The organism is Cupriavidus sp. 05T313 (assembly GCF_056396665.1).
In genome coordinates, this window is the sequence record NZ_JBFTLX010000162.1 from 13,019 (window position 1) to 30,434 (window position 17,416).

Sequence of the window (17,416 nt, forward strand, 5' to 3'; positions counted from 1 at the left end):
ACCTCACTTTTCCTTGCCAAACAGGCCTGCCGGCCGAACCATCAGCACGATGACCATGATCACGAAGACCACCGTGGCCGACGCCTCCGGATAAAACACCTTGGTCAGTCCTTCGACCACGCCCAGCCCCAGCCCGGCGACGATCGCGCCAAGGATGGAACCCATGCCGCCGATCACCACCACCGCGAACACGACGATGATCAGGTTCGACCCCATCAGCGGACTTAGTTGCCCCGTCGGTGCTGCCAGCACGCCGGCCAGCCCGGCCAGGCCCACGCCGAAGGCATAGGTCAGCATCACCATCACCGGCACGTTGATGCCGAAGGCTTGGGTAATGCTTGGGTTCTCGGTGGCGGCGCGCAGGTAGGCGCCGAGGCGGGTCTTCTCGATCGTGAACCAGGTCAGCAGGCACACTGTGAGCGAGGCGCCGATGACCCACGCGCGGTATTTCGGCAGGAACATGAAGCCGAGGTTGAAGGCGCCGGCCACCTCGTCGGGAATCGAATAGGGCTGCCCCGAGACGCCGAATTGGAAGCGGAACAGGCCTTCGATAATGAGCGCCAGCCCGAAGGTGAGCAGCAGCCCGTACAGGTGGTCGAGCTTGTACAGCCACCGCAGCAGGCCGCGCTCGATGGCGATACCCGCCAGCCCGACCAGCGCCGGCGCCGCCAGCAGCGACCACCAGTAGCTGATGCCGAGATACTCCAGGCCCGCCCAGGCGACGAATGCGCCCACCATGAACAGCGCGCCGTGGGCAAAGTTGATTATGTTGAGCATGCCGAAGATCACGGCAAGCCCGAGGCTGAGAATCGCGTAGAACGAGCCGTTCACCAGCCCGAGCACGAGTTGCCCCAACAGCCCCTGTAGCGGGACTCCCAGAATCGTTGTCATGTTGTCTCCTCCGCAGCGGTCTCAGACACCCAGGAGTTCCTGGAGCAGGTGCTGCTTCTCGTGAATCTCGTGCTGGTGGATCTCCGCGGCGATTTGGCCGTGCTCCACCACGTACATGCGGTCGGCCAGCGGCGCGGCGAACCGGAAGTTCTGCTCCACCAGCACGATCGTGTAGCCCTTCGCCTTGAGGTCGCGGATGACCTGGGCGAGCTTCTGCACGATCACCGGCGCCAGRCCCTCGGAGATYTCGTCSAGCAGCAGCAACCGCGCCCCGCTGCGCAGGATGCGCGCCATCGCCAGCATCTGTTGCTCGCCGCCCGAGAGCCGCGTGCCCTGGCTATGCCGCCGTTCGTAGAGGTTGGGGAACATCGCGTAGATCTCGTCGAGGCTCATCCCGCCGCCACCCACCTGCGGTGGCAGCAGGAGGTTCTCCTCGCACGAGAGGCTGGAATAAATCGCCCGCTCTTCCGGGCAAAAACCGACGCCGAGACGCGCGATGCGATGGGCCGGCATGCCGATTGCCTCGCGGCCGTCGATCATGACCGAGCCGGCGCGCCGCCCCGTCAGGCCCATGATGGCGCGCAGGGTGGTGGTACGGCCTGCCCCGTTGCGGCCGAGCAGGGTCACGCACTCTCCCTCGTTCACCAGCAAGTCGATGCCATGCAGGATGTGCGATTCGCCGTAGAAGGCATGGAGGTCGGTGACCCGCAGGTATTCCGTCGCCATGATCAATGCCCTCCTGGCGCAGCGAGCGCGGTATCAGCGCTGCCCATATAGGCCTCGATGACCTGCGGGTTGGCGGAGACTTCCGCGTATGTGCCCTTGGCCAGCACGCTGCCGCGCGCCAGCACCGTGATGGCGTCGCAGATGCCGGACACCACTTTCATGTTGTGCTCCACCATCAAGATGCTGCGATTGGCCGAGACCTGCTTGATGAGCTGCATGACGCGGTCAACGTCCTCGTGGCCCATGCCCTGCGTGGGCTCGTCGAGCAGCATCAACTCGGGGTCGAGGGCCAGCGTGGTGGCGATTTCCAGCGCGCGCTTGCGGCCGTAGGGCATCTCGGCGGTCGTCATGTCGGCGAAGTCCTCCAGTCCGACGTCGGCGAGCAATGCCATGGCCCTGTCGTCGAGCGATGCGAGGGTTTTCGGCGAGCGCCAGAACTGGAAGGAGATCCCGAGCCTGCGCTGCAGCGGGATACGCACGTTCTCCAGCACGGTCAGGTGCGGAAACACCGCCGAGATCTGGAAGGAGCGCACCACGCCCCGGCGTGCGACCTGCGCCGGCTTCTCGCCGGTGATCTCGGCACCGTTGAACCGGATGGTGCCGCGCGTGGGATCCAGGAACTTGGTAAGGAGGTTGAAGCAGGTTGTCTTGCCTGCGCCGTTCGGACCGATCAGCGCGTGGATGTGCCCACGCCTGACCTTGAGACTGATGTCGTTTACGGCGACAAATCCCTTGAACTCCTTCCTCAGTCCGACGGTTTCAAGAATGAGATCGTTTGCCATGGTCATTTCCGCGCCCGTTGTTGGGACTGCTGGAGAATATGGCCCCACCTAAATCACGTCCAATATATTATTGGTTAGTCATTGACACTTTTTGTGTATATATGTCGGAGGCGCGCAACCAGTCAGTCGCGCGCGAGCCCCTGTAGCCGAGGCGCTTCGAAACCGCCTGCGCACACGTATCCAATGCTTTGGCCACCGGCCCCTCCCAATCGGTATCAACAGTGCCGGTCGGTCCCATGATGGTGATCGCCAGCGCAATGTTTCCCGAATAATCGAACACCGGCGCAGAAAAGGCGACGATCCCTGGCGTGGGATGGTTGATGCTGCGGGACATGTGGCGCGCCCGCGCTTCCTTGATCATTTCCTCGACCACGGCGGCGTCCAGCGGATGTGCAATATCGGGGCCGAGCCGAATGCGATCGTCCAGCAACAGCTTTTCGGTGAACTGACGTGGCAGGAATGCCGAGAAAACCCTGCCGGTCGCCGTATTGGCGAGCGACATGACCGTGCCGGTGCGGATGTTCGTGTGGATGGGATAGGACGCATCGATCAGCCGCACGATGACCGGCCCAAGGTTTCCCCAAACAGCGAGCGCGACCGCGTGCGACGTCTCTTCCGAAAGCGCTTCGGCGAACGGTGTGGCCTCGCGGATCGGGTTCAGCGTCTGCAGGCTGGTTAGCCCGAGCTGGATGGCCATCGGGCCGAGCAGATAGTGACCCGTGACCGGGTCCTGGGCGACGAGCCCGATCTTGCCGAAGCTCACCAGATACGGATGGATCTTGCCGGACGGCATGTTCGCCGCCTTCACGAGATCGCGTAGCGCCATCGGCCTGGCCTCGGAGGCCAGCACCTTCAGGATTTCTCCTCCCACTTCAATCGACTGGATGCCGCGGCGCTCTCGCTCGGGTGCCTGGTCGGTCTGTTCCACGGTATGTCCCTGCCATGAGATGGATAGTGGGCGCAGTATAGCACTAGACATTATCTAATGAACAAGCGTAGGGTTAACGTGTAGATAATTTCAAGCGCGCTAGTACTAATCTAGCAGACATGGTGGCGCCGCTCTTGGCGACCGTACCGCCCGCACTTGAATGGAGAAGTCGATGTCTACACTGCAACAGGAAAAATGTGATGTTCTGGTCATCGGATCAGGCGTCGCCGGCATGTCCGCGGCCATTACTGCCGCCAGCCGGGGGCTGAAGGTCATCGTGGCCGAGAAGGCGAGCTACTACGGCGGCACGACGGCCCGCTCGGGCGGCTGGCTCTGGGTGCCGAACACCCATCTGGGCAAGGCATACGGCCATCACGAACTACCGGACCAGGCGCTGACCTATATCCGGAACCAGGCCGGCGCCGGGTTCGATGAGGCGCGTGTACGCGCCTTTCTGGCGAACGGCCCGAAAGCGATCGAGTTCTTCATGACGAAGACCGCCGTCCAGTTCGACATGCCGCTGACGTTCCCGGACTACCACGCCGAGGCGCCCGGCGCCGCACAGGGTGGCCGCTCGATGGTGACGCGTCCGTACGACGCGCGCGAGCTCGGCCCGCTGCTCAAAACCCTCGGCCCCGTGCTGCCGGAACTGACGGTCTTCGGCGTAACGATCGGCTCCGGCAAGGAGATCGTTCACTTCATGCGGGTGACGCGATCGCTGCAGTCCGCTTGGTATGTCACCAAACGTCTGACCAAACATTTCCTCGAGGTGATGAAGTACGGGCGGGGCATGACGCTGACCAACGGCAACGCGCTGGCCGCGCGGCTCGCGAAGTCGGCGGCCGACCTGTCGATCCCGGTATGGCTGTCGTCGCCTGCCGTGCAGTTGTTGCAGGAGGGGGGGCGCGTCTCCGGCGCGGTGCTTGAGCGCGACGGCCAGCGGGTCAGCGTGAAGGCGCGTCACGGTGTGGTGCTGGCCAGCGGCGGATTCCCGCACAACCTCGAGCGGCGCAAGGAGACTTACCCGCACGTGAAGGCCGGGCACGGCCACTTCTCGCCAACGCCGCAGACCAATGTGGGCGACGGCATGCGCATGGCCGAAGAGGTGGGCGGTGTGTTCGACAAGACCCTGTCGAATGCCGCCGCGTGGACGCCTATGTCGCTCGTGCCGCGCAAGGACGGCACGACCGGCATCATGCCCCACTTCATCGACCGGGCGAAACCAGGCGTGATTGCCGTCAGCCTGGATGGCAAGCGCTTCGCCAACGAGGCGAACTCATACCACGATCTCGTGCAGGCGATGATCGCCGCCTCGAAGGGCAAGCCGGAGACGGCGTGCTGGCTGATCGCCGACCATGCGGCGATCCGGCGCTACGGCCTCGGCTTCGTGAAGCCGTTCCCGATGCCGCTCGGGCCGCATCTGCGCAACGGCTACCTCAAGCGCGGCAAGACGATCGAGGACCTTGCGAAGCAGATCGGTGTCTATCCGGCGACACTCGCCGCCACCGTTCGCCAGTACAACGAAGCGGCGCAGTACGGCCGCGATCCCGAGTTTGGGCGCGGCAGCAAAGCCTACAACCGCTACCAGGGCGACGCGCTGCACACGCCCAATCCCTGCGTCGCACCGCTGGCCAACGGTCCGTTCTATGCGCTCAAGCTCGTACCGGGCGACCTTGGCTCATTCATGGGCATCCGTACGAACGAGCACGCCCAAGTCGTCTCCCGGGACGGCGATCCGATCCTCGGCCTCTACGCAGCGGGCAACGATGCGGCAAGCATCATGGGCGGCGAATACAGCGGTGCGGGCATCACGCTCGGCCCGGGTCTGACCTTTGGCTATGTCGCGGGCAACCACATCGCCGATCACGTTCAGGCCACGCTCCCGAAAGCGAGTGTGGCTGCGGCGCGCGAGCCTCTGGCTATGCACTGAGTTCCGTACCCGATCTTTGTCACCCACGCGGCCGCATTGCGGCGGCCGCGTGGCGGCGTTCACCCTGAATTTCCCTCGATTGCAATCATGATGATTCCTCAACTCCTGACCGGGAAGGTCGCTTTCATAACCGGCGCGGGCCAGGGCAACGGCCGGGCCATCGCCATCGGCCTCGCAGAAGCCGGCGCGACGGTCGTCGTGACCGACATGAACGAAGCCAATGCCGACGAGACGGCGGCGATGATCGATGCCCGTGGACATGCGGCACGAGCCTGCGCGCTGGACGTGACCGATGCCGCGCAATGCCGCGCCGTCGCCGAAGAGATCACCGCCTGCGTCGGCCCCGTCGACGTSCTGGTGAACAACGCCGGCATACTCATTCGCGAGGGCATCGACAGCGAGAATGCGCTGGCCAACCTGCAGCGGGTGATGAAGGTCAACCACGAAGGGACTTTCAACGTCTGCCACGCGTGGCTGCCGGCCCTGCGGCAGACCCGTGGCGCCATTGTCAACGTCGCGTCCATCGCGTCGCTTTCGGGCCAGCCGAACACGCTCGGCTACTCGCCCTCGAAGGGCGCGGTGAAGATGCTGACCCAGTCGCTGGCAGCCGACCTCGCGCGCGACGGTGTGCGCGTCAATGCCATTGCACCGGGCGTCATCGAAACGCCCATGACCGTTTCCACGCGCACGGACCCGGCGAAGCTCGAACGCTTCATGTCCCGCATCCCAATGAACCGGGTTGGGCAACCCGAAGAGCTGGTGGGCGCGGTGCTGTTTCTCGCCTCGTCGATGTCCACCTATGTGACCGGCGTGACCCTGCCCGTGGACGGCGGGTACCTCGCCGCCTGACCCTCACAAACGAGGCAAGCGCGCACAGCGCGCTTGCCCGCCCATCCAGGAGACAACGATGAAACAGGCATCCCGCACCATAGACGTGCAGTCCTTCATCGACGCCGAACGCTTTTCCCCTTGCCAGTGGCTGGTCCTCGCCTTCTGCTTCCTCGTCGTGGCGGCTGACGGCTATGACACGGCGGCAATCGGCTTTATCGCACCGGCGCTGGCGCACGAGTGGGGCATCGGCCGCGGCGAACTTGGTGTCGTCATGAGCGCAGCACTGGGTGGCCTGAGCCTGGGCGCGATCTTCGCGGGACCCGTGGCGGATCGCATTGGCCGGAAGACGGTACTGGTGGCGGCCGTCACGTGCTTCGGAGGATGGACACTCGTTGCCGCCCATGCACAGACCGTCGGCACATTGACTGTCCTGCGCTTCCTGACCGGACTCGGGCTCGGTGCGGCCATGCCGACGACCATCACGATGATGTCGGAATACGCGCCGTCGCGTCTGCGTTCCCTTGCGGTGAATGCCATGTACTGCGGCTTCTCCGGTGGGCTGGTGGCGGGCGGTGCGGCATCGGCCTGGCTGATTCCTCATTTCGGCTGGCGAAGCGTGTTGACGGCTGGCGGCATCGCGCCGCTGATACTCGCCGTGCTGCTCCTTGCACTGCTTCCGGAGTCGGCCCAGTTCCTGGCGGTGCGCGCCGGGGCGCCCGAGCGGATCGCGCGCATCCTGAAGCGCATTGCGCCTCGGCAATCGCTCGAACACTGCGTGTTCGTCGCGCCGATGGCTTCGGCAGGCAAGGCGGGAAAGGCGTCGGCTCTTGCACTCATCCTGTCGGCCGGATACCGGCGGCGCACGTTCCTGCTCTGGCTGTCGTGCTTCATGGGTCTGGTGATCTATTACCTGATGACGAACTGGATGCCGACGCTGTTCCGTGAAGCCGGATTCAGCGTGGAACGTGGCGCGTTGCTGGCCTCCCTGTTTCCCCTTGGCGGCTTGCTCGGCAACCTTGTTGCGGGCTGGCTCATGGACCGCTTCAATGCCAACCGTACCATCGTCGTAGCGTACCTGCTGGCCGCTGTGCTCGTCATCGTGGTGGGACGCGGTGTCGATCATCCGGAGTTCCTCGGCATCTCGCTTTTCCTTTGTGGCACCCTGGTCACGAGCGGGGCAACTTCGATGTCCACCTATGCCGCAGGCCTCTATCCGACCGAGGCGCGTACGACGGGCGTGGCGTGGATGCAGGGCATCGGGCGGATCGGCGGCATGGCCGGCGCCTTCATCGGCGCAGGCCTTCTCGGTCTTGGCTGGGGTTTCGGCGATGTATTCGGCCTGCTCGCCGTGCCGGCGCTGCTCGCGGCAGGGTCGGTCTTCATGATCGCGAAGCCCCGGCACGCCTATCCGATGGCAAGGGTGGCGGAGTGAGGCGGTTCGGAGCTCTCGCCATTGCGGCGGTCATGAGCATGGCGTCCATGCGCGCCTGTGACGCCTTGCTTCCGGCACTGTCGTCGGACTTCGATGTACCCATTGGCATGGCGGCGTGGTCCATCTCCGCGTTCGCGCTGGCCTATGGCCTGATGCAGCTCGTATTTGGACCGCTCGGCGACCGCTTCGGCAAACTCCGCGTCGTCACCATTGCGCTGGCAGGCTGCGCCGTTGCGAACGTCATGGCCGCCGTGGCCCCGACCATGCCCGCCCTCGCGCTGGCCCGGGGACTCTCGGGCGCAGCCGCGGCGGGTGTCATCCCCATGAGCATGGCGATGATCGGCGATACGGTTCCGGTCAGGGACCGGCAGCAGGTGCTTGCCCGCTTCTTCCTCGCGACCATCGGCGGGATGATCGGTGGCCAGTGGATATCCGGGCTGATCGCCGACTGGCTGCACTGGCGCATTGCGTTCGGGGTGCTAGCGGCGGGCTCCGGCGTCGCGGCGCTCGTCGTGTGGATGCAGGGATCGGGCATGGTCTCCGACCTGATTGCCAGGCGTTCATTCGGGGAGCRGTTCCGCAGCGTGCTGGGGCAGCCACGCGCCAGACTGGTGTTCGCAGTGACGGCAATCGAAGGCCTGTTCACCCTGACGGGATTTGCCTTTGTGCCGACATATCTGCACGGCCGCTTCGGGCTCGGCCTGGGTACGGCCGGCGTGGTGGTGGCGATGTATGGCGTCGGTGGCCTGGTATATGTGGCGCTGTCCGGCGTGCTGATCAGGCGTCTGGGCTCTGATGTGCTGGCCGCCCTCGGAGGCGCGCTCCTGGGTGCCGCCTTCGCCATCGTCGCGGTCGGACCACGGTGGGAATGGAGCGTGCCCGGATGCTTCCTCGGCGGACTCGGCTTCTACATGCTTCACAACACCTTGCAGACCCAGGCGACCGAGGTGTTCCCGCCATCGCGCGGTACGGCGGTCGGGCTGTTTGCCGCGAGCCTGTTCCTTGGGCAGGCGCTCGGCCTGAGCGGCGCTGCGGCCGTCGCCGGCACCTTCGGCGAGCGATGGCTGTTTGCCGCCGCCGCCGTGGCTCTTCCCCTTCTCGGCATGGCATTCGGAGGACGGCTCCGCACAGACGGTCCCCGTCACCGTCCCGGATAGCTGCCATAGATGCCTGCCACCTGCCCGCCATCGAACCAGTTTGCGAAGCGATCACGACGCTGATCGCTGCTGGCTTCCACTTCCCGATTCACCTGACGACGGGCCGTTCGGCACGTCTATTATAGGAAATCCCTTTTTTTAGAACCCGAACCGAACATGCATCAAGACAACTGGAGGAATCCAAGATGCAAGACTTGACGACAAGAAGCGGTATCACGCTGCTGCGTGGCGCTCTCCCTGCTGGGTGCCACAGGATTGGCCCATTTCGAAGTGACCCTGTATGGCGTAGTTGATAGCGGCATCGAATACGCCAATCACCAGCCCGGGAATGGAGACAGCGTCTATCGCGTGACTTCCGGAAATATCGCCGGCTCCCGCTGGGGACTTCGGGGTACCGAAAACCTCGGAAACGGTGTGCAAGGCGTGTTCGTACTTGAGAGCGGGTTCGACGTCGACACCGGAAAATCCGACCAGGGTGGCCGCCTCTTCGGCCGCATGGCCTATGTCGGACTGCAGGGATTGTGGGGGAGCTTTGATTCCGCTGCAATATGCGACGGTTCGCAAGCCCAGCAGCCACGCCGAGCACGAATTGATCGGGCGACGGCGCGGCCCAACGATGAAGCTGGGCCTGGCGCTGCACATTGGCTTTTTGCGCATGAGCGGCTGCCTATTGGATGCGTTCAGTATCCTGCCACCAGTACTGCTTCGCCACCTCGGCACGGAACTCGGCATCAATACGCCGGATCTGGCATCCTTGCGGGCGCTCTACGCGCGTGGGCGAACGCTCTCCGACCATCAACTGCTGGCCTGCCAGACGCTTGGGTTTCGTTGGATAACGGTACATCAGCGTCGAGCCCTTGTGCGGGCGCTGCGTGACGAAGTGCTGCATTGCGCCGATCGGGACCGACTGCTGTCATATGGGGTCATCGTACTTTTGATGCGAAATCTGGCGGTTCTGCCCTGAAAACCCTTTGGAATCAGTTACCTGTGAGATCGGCGGGTACGCGGYGCCAAGTACCCTGGAAAGCCTTGCCGCAAGCGGCATCCCGGCTTGCTAGCGCCAGATTTCGCACCAAAAGTACGATGACCCCCACCGGCGCGGGTCCGTGTCTTCAGGACGAGTCCGTACCGGTATCCACCTCGCGGGCGCCGTTAGAAGCCCGGTAAGAGGGCTTGCTCGCTCATATCGCTGACGACCAGTAGCCGGCCGGTCTGAAAGTAGGTTGAATCGCTATCCGAGGGTCGGCCGGGATTCGGGCGCCTCCCGTTAGAGTGCCGGTGCGAGCTGGGCGTTATCCGGCCGCAACTTGCGACCGGCCGGCTCGGCCGAACAGTAGTCACTCACCCCTTCGAGTCGCTCGCCAGATCACCATTTAGCGGGACGTACCTTTCACCAGTCGAGTACTGGCGCGCTTCCTTGTTGCAGCCTCTTTCGGGGTTGCAGGCGAGTTCGCCACCTTTGCTTTACCGGCAACAACGTTGCCAGATGTTGATTTACGTGGCCCAGCAGATAGCTTGACTGGTAACGTCTTTGTTACCGATTTATTGTCCTCCGCAGTCTTCGCGTTCGCAGGTGGCTTGCGGGCTGTCGAGACAGCCGACCTGGTCGCCTTCTTCGCTGTCACCTTACCTGCCGGTGGCTTGTTACGTCCAGCAGCAGGCTTCGGCGGTGGGTAAGCGTCGGCCATCTCGATGCCAAACACATCGGCCACCAGCGCGTCGTCGAGCACCTTGCTGGTAGCGGGTCGCTTTGTGGCTTTGGGCAGGCCAGCGCCAGCCTGCCTGACAAGATCATTGACATCGACGCGGCGCAAGGCGAAGAGCAATGCCGGCTGTTGGTCGAGCCGCGCGCCGATGCCGTAGAGTACGGCAGCAACGTGCTTGCACATTGACGCCCAGTCCGGGCAACTGCAATTAAACTTGATTTCTTTCGGCACCGGGAAAAGACCGGTGCCAGGTTTGCAGAGGCGCTCCATCACGGATGTCGAGAGCTTGCCCTGCAATAGCTCCACGATCGAATCGATCGACCCCGCGCAATCGGCGCCGATCGCCCGCCATTGCTTTTCAGGACACGCAGTCACGGTCACAGCGACCGTGTAGAGGCTCGAACCCATTACCTGCGCGCGGACTTCGCCTGCCGTGATCTGCAGGTCGATCACGGAACCGTTGCGCACATAGGTACGGCCGCGCGGCAGCCGGTTGGCATAGTCACTGTAGCCTTCCAGATTGTCGCACCAGGCCTTGCCCCAGAAGGTCTTGGCGATGGCGCCGCGATACGACGCGATTGGCGACAGGACCGCACCAGCCTTCTTCGCCTTCGCGGCGGCCAGTTCAGCCTTTTTTCTTCGCTCGGCGACCGAGACATAGGGCTTCCATCCCCCGTAACCGTAACCCATTGCGATTCCTGTTGACGATCAGTTTTCCTGCGCGGCATAAACGTCGAGCTTCACGAGATCGAGCAATTCACGATCGCTCATCTCGGTGAGCAGGAGTTCCGCGCCGCCCTCCAGCACATCCTTCACCAATTGCTGCTTGGCCTCGATCAATTGGTCGATACGGTCTTCGATCGTGCCACGGCAGATAAACTTATGCACCAGGACGTTCCTCTGCTGGCCGATACGGAATGCACGATCAGTCGCCTGGTTTTCCACGGCCGGGTTCCACCAGCGGTCGTAGTGGATCACATGTGAAGCGGCGGTGAGATTCAGACCCGCCCCACCGGCCTTGAGCGAGAGCACGAAGAAGGGTGTCAGCTCATCCTCCTGGAATCGCTTGACCAATTCGCGGCGCTTGGCTACCGGGGTGCCGCCATGGAGTACCAGACCTTCGCGGCCGAAGATCGAACCCAGGAATGCCGCCAGCGGTTCAGTGGTCTCGCGGAATTGGGTGAATACCAGTACCTTTTCCTGCTTGGCGGCAATGACTTCGGCCAGTTGGCGCAGGCGGGCGAACTTGCCGCTGTCTTCCGCCTTCCAGGCCGCGTCGCCCAACCACTGCGATGGATGGTTGCATATCTGTTTGAAGCGCATCAGGAAGCTCAGCACGACACCCTTGCGACCGATGCCTTCGGCGTCTTCAAGCGCGGCGGCCAGATCCTTCACCGCACGCTGATAAAGTGCCGCCTGGCTCGGGCTCAGGTGGCACCAGGCCTTGAGTTCGGTCTTGTCCGGAAGGTCGTCGATTACCCGCTTGTCGGTCTTCAGGCGGCGCAGGATGTAGGGGCGTACGAGCGTTCGCAGCGGACCGAAGTGCTCGGCCTTCGCCAGCCGCCTAGTAAAGTTGGCAAAGACTTTGTCTGAGCCCAGTAATCCGGGATGGGTGAAATCGAAAATGGACCACAGATCGGACAGGCGGTTTTCCACGGGGGTTCCGGTCAGCGCGATGCGCGATTGTGCCTGGAGCTGCTTGACCTGTCGCGTTTGCTTGGCGCCCGGATTCTTGATCGCCTGCGCTTCGTCGATAACGGCAACGCGCCATTGGATGGCCCCCAGTACCGGCTGGCGAAGAAGCGAGCCATAGCTGGTGATGACGAGATCGATGTCCGCAAGCCGCGCGGGGTCCAGCGCGCGCAATTCGGCCGCCGGCATGACCGACGGATGGGCGATCAGTAGGCGCAAGCCGGGGGCAAAGCGCTCGGCCTCTGCCGCCCAGTTGGCCAGCAGCGATGCGGGGGCGACCAGCAGACTGGGCCGAACCTCGGCGCTTTCGCGCTTCAGCACGAGCAGCAGCGAGAGTACCTGCATGGTCTTGCCCAGACCCATATCATCCGCCAGGCAAGCGCCCAGTCCGAGCCGGGTGAGCAGGTACAACCACCGCACGCCGACCTGTTGGTAGGGCCGCAGGTTAGCCTTGAGTTCCGGTCCCGGGCTGATCTGCGCCAACCCCTCCGGCTGACGCAACTCCTGCAGGATGTCGGCCAGCCAGGGCCCTGCAACAAGCTGCGACCAGTCGCGGTCAGCGGGGTCGGCGCTCTCGTCGAGCGAAACACCCGCCAGAAGGCGTAGGGCCTCATTAAAGGGCAGACCAGTTTGCGCCGCCTTTTCCATGGCCTCGAATCGCTTCATGAGGCGACTAAGCTTCTTCTTGTCCACCTCGATCCAGCGACCACGGATGAGTTGCAAGCCATCGGCGCCTTTGAGCAGATCCCTGACCTCGGAGGCGCTGAGACGCTCGCCGTCGAGGGAGACCTCCATGCTGAAATCGAGCAACGCGTCCTTGCCCAGGAGCGAAGGCGGTCGTGCTCCGACGCTGGCTTTCACAACGGGACGAGCAGGGCGGCCAGCCTGCCAGACGCCTGGCGCGCGTACGACAATCCCGGCGGATTCGAGTTTGGAGAGGTCCGAGAGAAGGCGATGGGCGTCGAGCGGCGTCCAGCGCAGCGGATGGTATATCTCGCCGGTATCCACCATGTCGCGAAGCCAATCGCAGTGTTCCGCAGCGCGCTGCACCGGCAGCAGTAACGACAGGAGCTGCGCCTTGCTCCTGGCTCCCGAAAATTCCGCCAGGGCTTGCGACAGTGGTTGGTGTTGCGCTTTGCCATGGGCCGACAGGCGCGAGGTGTAAGTCGCAAGGAAGGCGAACGGTGACTCCGGGTCCTTGCGGTTCTCAGCGAGGTTGAAATGCACACGGCCGACGAGATTCCAGGCCGGGTGGCGCGACTTGAGGAAGTCCTGAAGCGAGACGTTTGCGGTCGCCAGTTCCTGGTGCAAGGCAGTATCGATCTCGCCCCACAACGTGGCCAGCACATCTGGCGTTAGATACTCGCCGCCCGTCATCGGCGGCGCATCGGCAATCATGGCATCAAAATCATTGGCAGCAGGCGTTGCGACCACGATTTCGCCGCCTTCGGGCGTAGCGCACAAGGCGGTGACATAGCGCGCGGCAAAATCGCGCCACCAGGCCCATGCGGGGGGCAATATGCGGCCGATTTCCGCCGTTCCCAAATGCAGCAGGCCATGCCCCGCGCCAAACGCAAACGAACTCCCAAGCCGCAGTCGCGTTTCATCTGCCAATATTGGCGCGGCGTCCTCCGGCACCGCAAGCAGGTGTCCGCCGGGTGTCAGGTGTGGCGCGAGAATGTCGGGAGCAGTCAAAGGCACCAGTCCCAATCGCACTGTTGCAGCGAGCGCTGAAGCCGCATGTTTTCAAGGGAAGCGGCTGCGGAAGCAACCAGCAGGCCCTCCGGCCTAATTCCAACTGGGCGAATCTCCGATTGCGTCTGGTCCGAACGAATTAACGGGTCGACCAACCGTCCGGGGTATGCCTTTCCGCTGCGCTGCACATGCCTCGTGAACTGTCTATTCATCTGCTGTAGGACAAACTGATTGCTACGCATTAACCGACGGAAGTTCACTCCCGGCTCTGCTGCCGGGGGACCACTTTCAACCTTCGAGGCGGCCCCGCGCGAATTTCCGAATCTTGCCAAAAGAAACACGACTTTCCATGAAAGGGTGCCAAAACCTCAGTCACGCGAGATTGGATGCCGATGGCAGCTCCCGCCCGCGCGGTGGAAATCAACTGGCGCGCTTGTTACAAACGAGTAAATGGCGGAGTGTCCCGAATGGCCGGTATGGGACATCCTTAGAGGACGCCGAGCAACTGCTTAAAACAAAGGGAGCCGCGCTAGGGCTCCCTTCACCTTGCACGTCGACAATGGCTTAGGCAGCGGCGTCCTTGAGCTTCTTCATCGGACGGACCTTCACCTTGACGGTCGCCGGCTTTGCAGCAAACCACTGATCCTCTCCGGTGAACGGGTTCTTGCCGAAGCGCTTCTTGGTCGCCGGCACTTGGGTGGCGACCACCTTGAACAGGCCGGGCAGGGTGAATTCGCCCGCGCCTTTCTTGTGCACTGCGCTCAACACCGTGTTTTCCAGATGGGCCAACACGGTCTTGACGGTCTTGGCATCCAGTTCGGTTTGCGCGACAAGGTGAGCGAGCAGGCTGGACTTGTTGAACTTGTCACTCAGCGGCTTGGCGACCGGTGCAGCTGCGGCGGCCTTTTTCGCTGGCGCCGCCTTCTTGGCCGCAGCCTTCACCGGGGCTTTGGTTGCCGGTGCCTTCTTGGCTGCAGGCTTGGCAGGGGTCTTCGCGACAGCTTTAGCTTTAGTTACCATGGGATTGAAGCCTCAATTTCTAGTGGTTTGGGCGCTGACCTGCCAGAGGCATGAGCGCTCGCTGGAGCATAGCAAAAACCGCGCTGCATGTGGGCTTGCCGCCGACCCGAGAGGACGCGCCGGGGCTCGCTCAAGTGCTTTCATTTTGACGGCGGCGGCAATCCGGCTGCAGGTTCGGAAACGGGCAAAGCCAAGCAGTTCGCTGATCGCATCGCTGGGCTGGCCCGCGAGCGGTTGGCGGCGGCAGAAGGTATTGCGGAATTCGCGGACTCATGTCATCAACCTCAAAAGGCGATCGCCCCCAGTGCAGCGCGTACGATCCTCACGAGGCTGATCTCGGTGATCGCGGTGCCGGAAGCTTGCGGGAGAACGCCAGGTCACCGGCTATCGGCATGGTGGCTCGGCGGGCCTACCAGGTCGAGAGAATCGGGACGGAGAAGGATGCGACGTGGCCAGTGCGGGTATCACCGCCCCATGCGCCGGAGCCCGGAGTAGCCGCGGGCTGCTGGTCAACTACCTGTGCGGCGCGCTCTCTGCCACTGTGACGCCGGTGCCGAGGAAGAATGCGCCGATTGCTCGGCTGCGCAGTTTAACAAGATCGTCGCCGGCATGCGGCTGCACGTACGTCGGCACGCGGGTGTCGGCATCCTCGGGCAGATAGATGCAAAGAGGGTCGTCCCGCGGCTACCGGCCGTCGCGTACCAATTTCTCGGCGGTGTTGGCTTGCCGGACCTCGATGGCGAGAGCAATTGATGACGCTGGATGTGAAGTCGGAGCCAGGTCCCACTGCCTCGCGCCGGAAAACCAATCCATAACACCTTAGCCATACGTTGCAGTGGGGAAAAGGCTCTGGTTAAGTCCTCGTAAAACACCAGGAGGATCGCACGGACCACCCGTACTTCGCGTCGGACGGATCACGAACGAGTCCTACGGTACAACCCTTGCTCGCGCCATACACCGTTCGAACCAGGGCCTTATCACCCGCGATCTTGGGCTTTTCGCTGACCCCAACCGGATTCTCGGTGAACGTTCGACGAACAAAGGCTGCCGCCGCCAGCTCCGCCGCCTTGGCGGTGCCGGGAGCTGTTGGCTTGTCAGACTGGGCGAATCCGACGGCCAGTGCCACGATCACAGCGCCGGCTAACGCGGCCTGCCGAGGTCCTTTACCGGTTGGGCATCGCCTATTTCCGACCATTCACTGAGCGGCCATGCTTACAACCATGCCGTCGGCGGCAAGCTTGTCCCCCAGTGCCTGCGCCTTGAGCGGATCACCCCCGATAATGACCACCTTGCCGACGTCCAGGCAGCGGATCTGAGTCGCCAATGCCTCGACGGACGTCGTCGGACATTTTGTCAGCGGAAACATCAAGCTCTTGGGCGGCATATTCAGTTCTCATCATTGCAGCGCATGTCCGGTCGCGCCATTGCGCCTCGGCGTACACGCATCGATGATAGCGTCGCACGGCCGTAATTTCACCCCCACTGCCGGGGGCCGGGAGTTTCCATGCCGGTCTCCTGGGAGAAGGCTCGAGCAATTGTCGTCCAAAGGCATCATAGCGGCTCCCGACCGCGCTGCGGAGATAGCCGCGATTCCCGGGGAGGTCTCCCGCGACAGGGAGTCTCAATGGCGGAGTCGGACAATTTGTTGTCTAGATAAACCTGCGTACCAAAGTCTCGACCAAGCCTTAAGCCCCGCATAAGCAGGTGATGTTGGCGAAGTGATTGGACCGTACCGCAAGCGCGAGCTTGCGCTGGGCCTGCGGAAATCCGCCTTTAGCTTCCGCGCACATAGGCGGCGTCCGGCGCTTGTCCGCAGCCTGAGTTCGCCGCGCAGGCACTGCGGGATCACGACACTACTGTGGCAAGGACTACATTTGTGGGCGACCCTGCCTTTCCTGCACCCCGGAATGCCCGTGTCATGCGGAGACAAGCAGCGGGAATCTGCGGATGTAGAACGTCAGGACGCGAGCAAGAGCAAAGCCAAGGCTAAATGATCCCCACAGCGACACATGTCAGTACCTTTTCCCCTTGAGTGCGCCCACCAGAAAACCCTGGATCGAGCCAGCGGCAACTCGAGGAGCTGCGTACTCAATTCTCGACGGAGCTGGAGCCCAGCCGCGAACAGGTGACCGTCGCGCAGGAGCGCGCCAGCGCTACCGAGCGTGCACACCGAGCTAGCGGCGGTGGCCGGGGCTCCGGAGCGGGCACGGCTGCAGGCCGAGCGCGACACGATCAGCCTGCTGTTGGGGGGAGGCAGAACAGGCGCTTGGGGCGGTGCGCTAGTCGCCGGTACAATGTGCGCAGATCGTTGTACTCGAGATAGGGCTAACTGGAGCGTTTGTGGAGAAACCGAGTCGTGCAATGAACGTCCATCTAGGCGCGGACCTAAAGGCTCGCTGGACGGGATACTGCGTGGTCCCGGACAAGTTGCCCGACGCGCTCCTCGAGGACCCGAAAGGCCTTGAGGTTGAGGTGATGTGTATTAGCTGGGACTCGATCTGACAGATAGTCGGGCTGTTGAATCGAGAAGCGCGACTCAATGCGGGATCAGTTTCTCCTTGGCGAGTTCCAGCGAGTCGAGGAAGGTGCGCATGGGCGTTTTGCCGTAACACCATCGCCCCTGATG

Annotated in this window: 12 protein-coding genes and 2 pseudogenes; 6 read left to right on the forward strand and 8 right to left on the reverse strand. The window is 63.2% G+C overall.

Translation table 11 applies throughout. The features are described from left to right. Positions 1 to 3 precede the first annotated feature (3 nt). From AC1DKD_RS28015 to AC1DKD_RS28030, 4 genes are all read right to left on the reverse strand, one after another. Positions 4 to 891, reverse strand: coding sequence for a branched-chain amino acid ABC transporter permease (locus tag AC1DKD_RS28015; protein WP_441634754.1), 888 nt, complete (start codon positions 889 to 891; stop codon positions 4 to 6). Positions 892 to 912: 21 nt separating this feature from the next. Further along, the gene (locus AC1DKD_RS28020; protein ID WP_441634756.1) at positions 913 to 1,617 is read right to left on the reverse strand and encodes an ABC transporter ATP-binding protein; all 705 of its coding nucleotides are present in this window, start codon (positions 1,615 to 1,617) and stop codon (positions 913 to 915) included. Between the two features lie 2 nt (positions 1,618 to 1,619). Continuing rightward, complete coding sequence (locus AC1DKD_RS28025; RefSeq protein WP_441634758.1) at positions 1,620 to 2,399, reverse strand: ABC transporter ATP-binding protein; 780 nt, start codon at positions 2,397 to 2,399, stop codon at positions 1,620 to 1,622. A 67-nt stretch (positions 2,400 to 2,466) separates the two neighbouring features. Next, positions 2,467 to 3,327, reverse strand: coding sequence for an IclR family transcriptional regulator (locus tag AC1DKD_RS28030; RefSeq protein WP_477143961.1), 861 nt, complete (start codon positions 3,325 to 3,327; stop codon positions 2,467 to 2,469). 172 nt (positions 3,328 to 3,499) lie between these two features. Between AC1DKD_RS28030 and AC1DKD_RS28035 the strand changes: the two genes are divergently transcribed. From AC1DKD_RS28035 to AC1DKD_RS28060, 6 genes and pseudogenes are all read left to right on the forward strand, one after another. Further along, complete coding sequence (locus AC1DKD_RS28035) at positions 3,500 to 5,257, forward strand: FAD-dependent oxidoreductase (protein ID WP_441634762.1); 1,758 nt, start codon at positions 3,500 to 3,502, stop codon at positions 5,255 to 5,257. A 90-nt stretch (positions 5,258 to 5,347) separates the two neighbouring features. Further along, positions 5,348 to 6,106: an SDR family NAD(P)-dependent oxidoreductase gene (locus AC1DKD_RS28040; RefSeq protein WP_441634776.1), complete on the forward strand. Its 759-nt coding sequence runs from the start codon at positions 5,348 to 5,350 to the stop codon at positions 6,104 to 6,106. A 58-nt stretch (positions 6,107 to 6,164) separates the two neighbouring features. Further along, a complete protein-coding gene (locus AC1DKD_RS28045) occupies positions 6,165 to 7,520 on the forward strand; it encodes an MFS transporter (protein WP_441634764.1) in 1,356 nt (451 codons plus the stop codon). Continuing rightward, positions 7,517 to 8,677, forward strand: coding sequence for an MFS transporter (locus AC1DKD_RS28050; RefSeq protein ID WP_477143962.1), 1,161 nt, complete (start codon positions 7,517 to 7,519; stop codon positions 8,675 to 8,677). The genes AC1DKD_RS28045 and AC1DKD_RS28050 overlap by 4 nt, the downstream gene beginning before the upstream one ends. 225 nt (positions 8,678 to 8,902) lie before the next feature. Beyond that, positions 8,903 to 9,208, forward strand: a pseudogene (locus tag AC1DKD_RS28055) (porin); the annotation flags it as partial. Between the two features lie 46 nt (positions 9,209 to 9,254). Beyond that, a pseudogene (locus AC1DKD_RS28060) lies at positions 9,255 to 9,635 on the forward strand (DUF4158 domain-containing protein); the annotation flags it as partial. Positions 9,636 to 10,050: 415 nt separating this feature from the next. Here AC1DKD_RS28060 and AC1DKD_RS28065 read toward each other — a convergent pair. The 4 genes from AC1DKD_RS28065 to AC1DKD_RS28080 all read right to left on the reverse strand — a co-directional run bounded on the left by AC1DKD_RS28065 (position 10,051) and on the right by AC1DKD_RS28080 (position 16,174). Beyond that, positions 10,051 to 11,073 carry an SWIM zinc finger family protein gene (locus AC1DKD_RS28065; RefSeq protein ID WP_441634768.1) on the reverse strand — a complete coding sequence of 341 codons (1,023 nt, stop codon included), beginning with the start codon at positions 11,071 to 11,073 and terminating at the stop codon, positions 10,051 to 10,053. 18 nt (positions 11,074 to 11,091) lie between these two features. Then, a complete protein-coding gene (locus AC1DKD_RS28070; RefSeq protein WP_441634778.1) occupies positions 11,092 to 13,776 on the reverse strand; it encodes a DEAD/DEAH box helicase in 2,685 nt (894 codons plus the stop codon). 558 nt (positions 13,777 to 14,334) lie between these two features. Next, positions 14,335 to 14,790, reverse strand: a complete 456-nt coding sequence (locus AC1DKD_RS28075; RefSeq protein WP_276288130.1) for an HU family DNA-binding protein — start codon at positions 14,788 to 14,790, stop codon at positions 14,335 to 14,337. Positions 14,791 to 15,985: 1,195 nt separating this feature from the next. Beyond that, a complete protein-coding gene (locus AC1DKD_RS28080; protein WP_441634772.1) occupies positions 15,986 to 16,174 on the reverse strand; it encodes a hypothetical protein in 189 nt (62 codons plus the stop codon). Positions 16,175 to 17,416 lie beyond the last annotated feature (1,242 nt).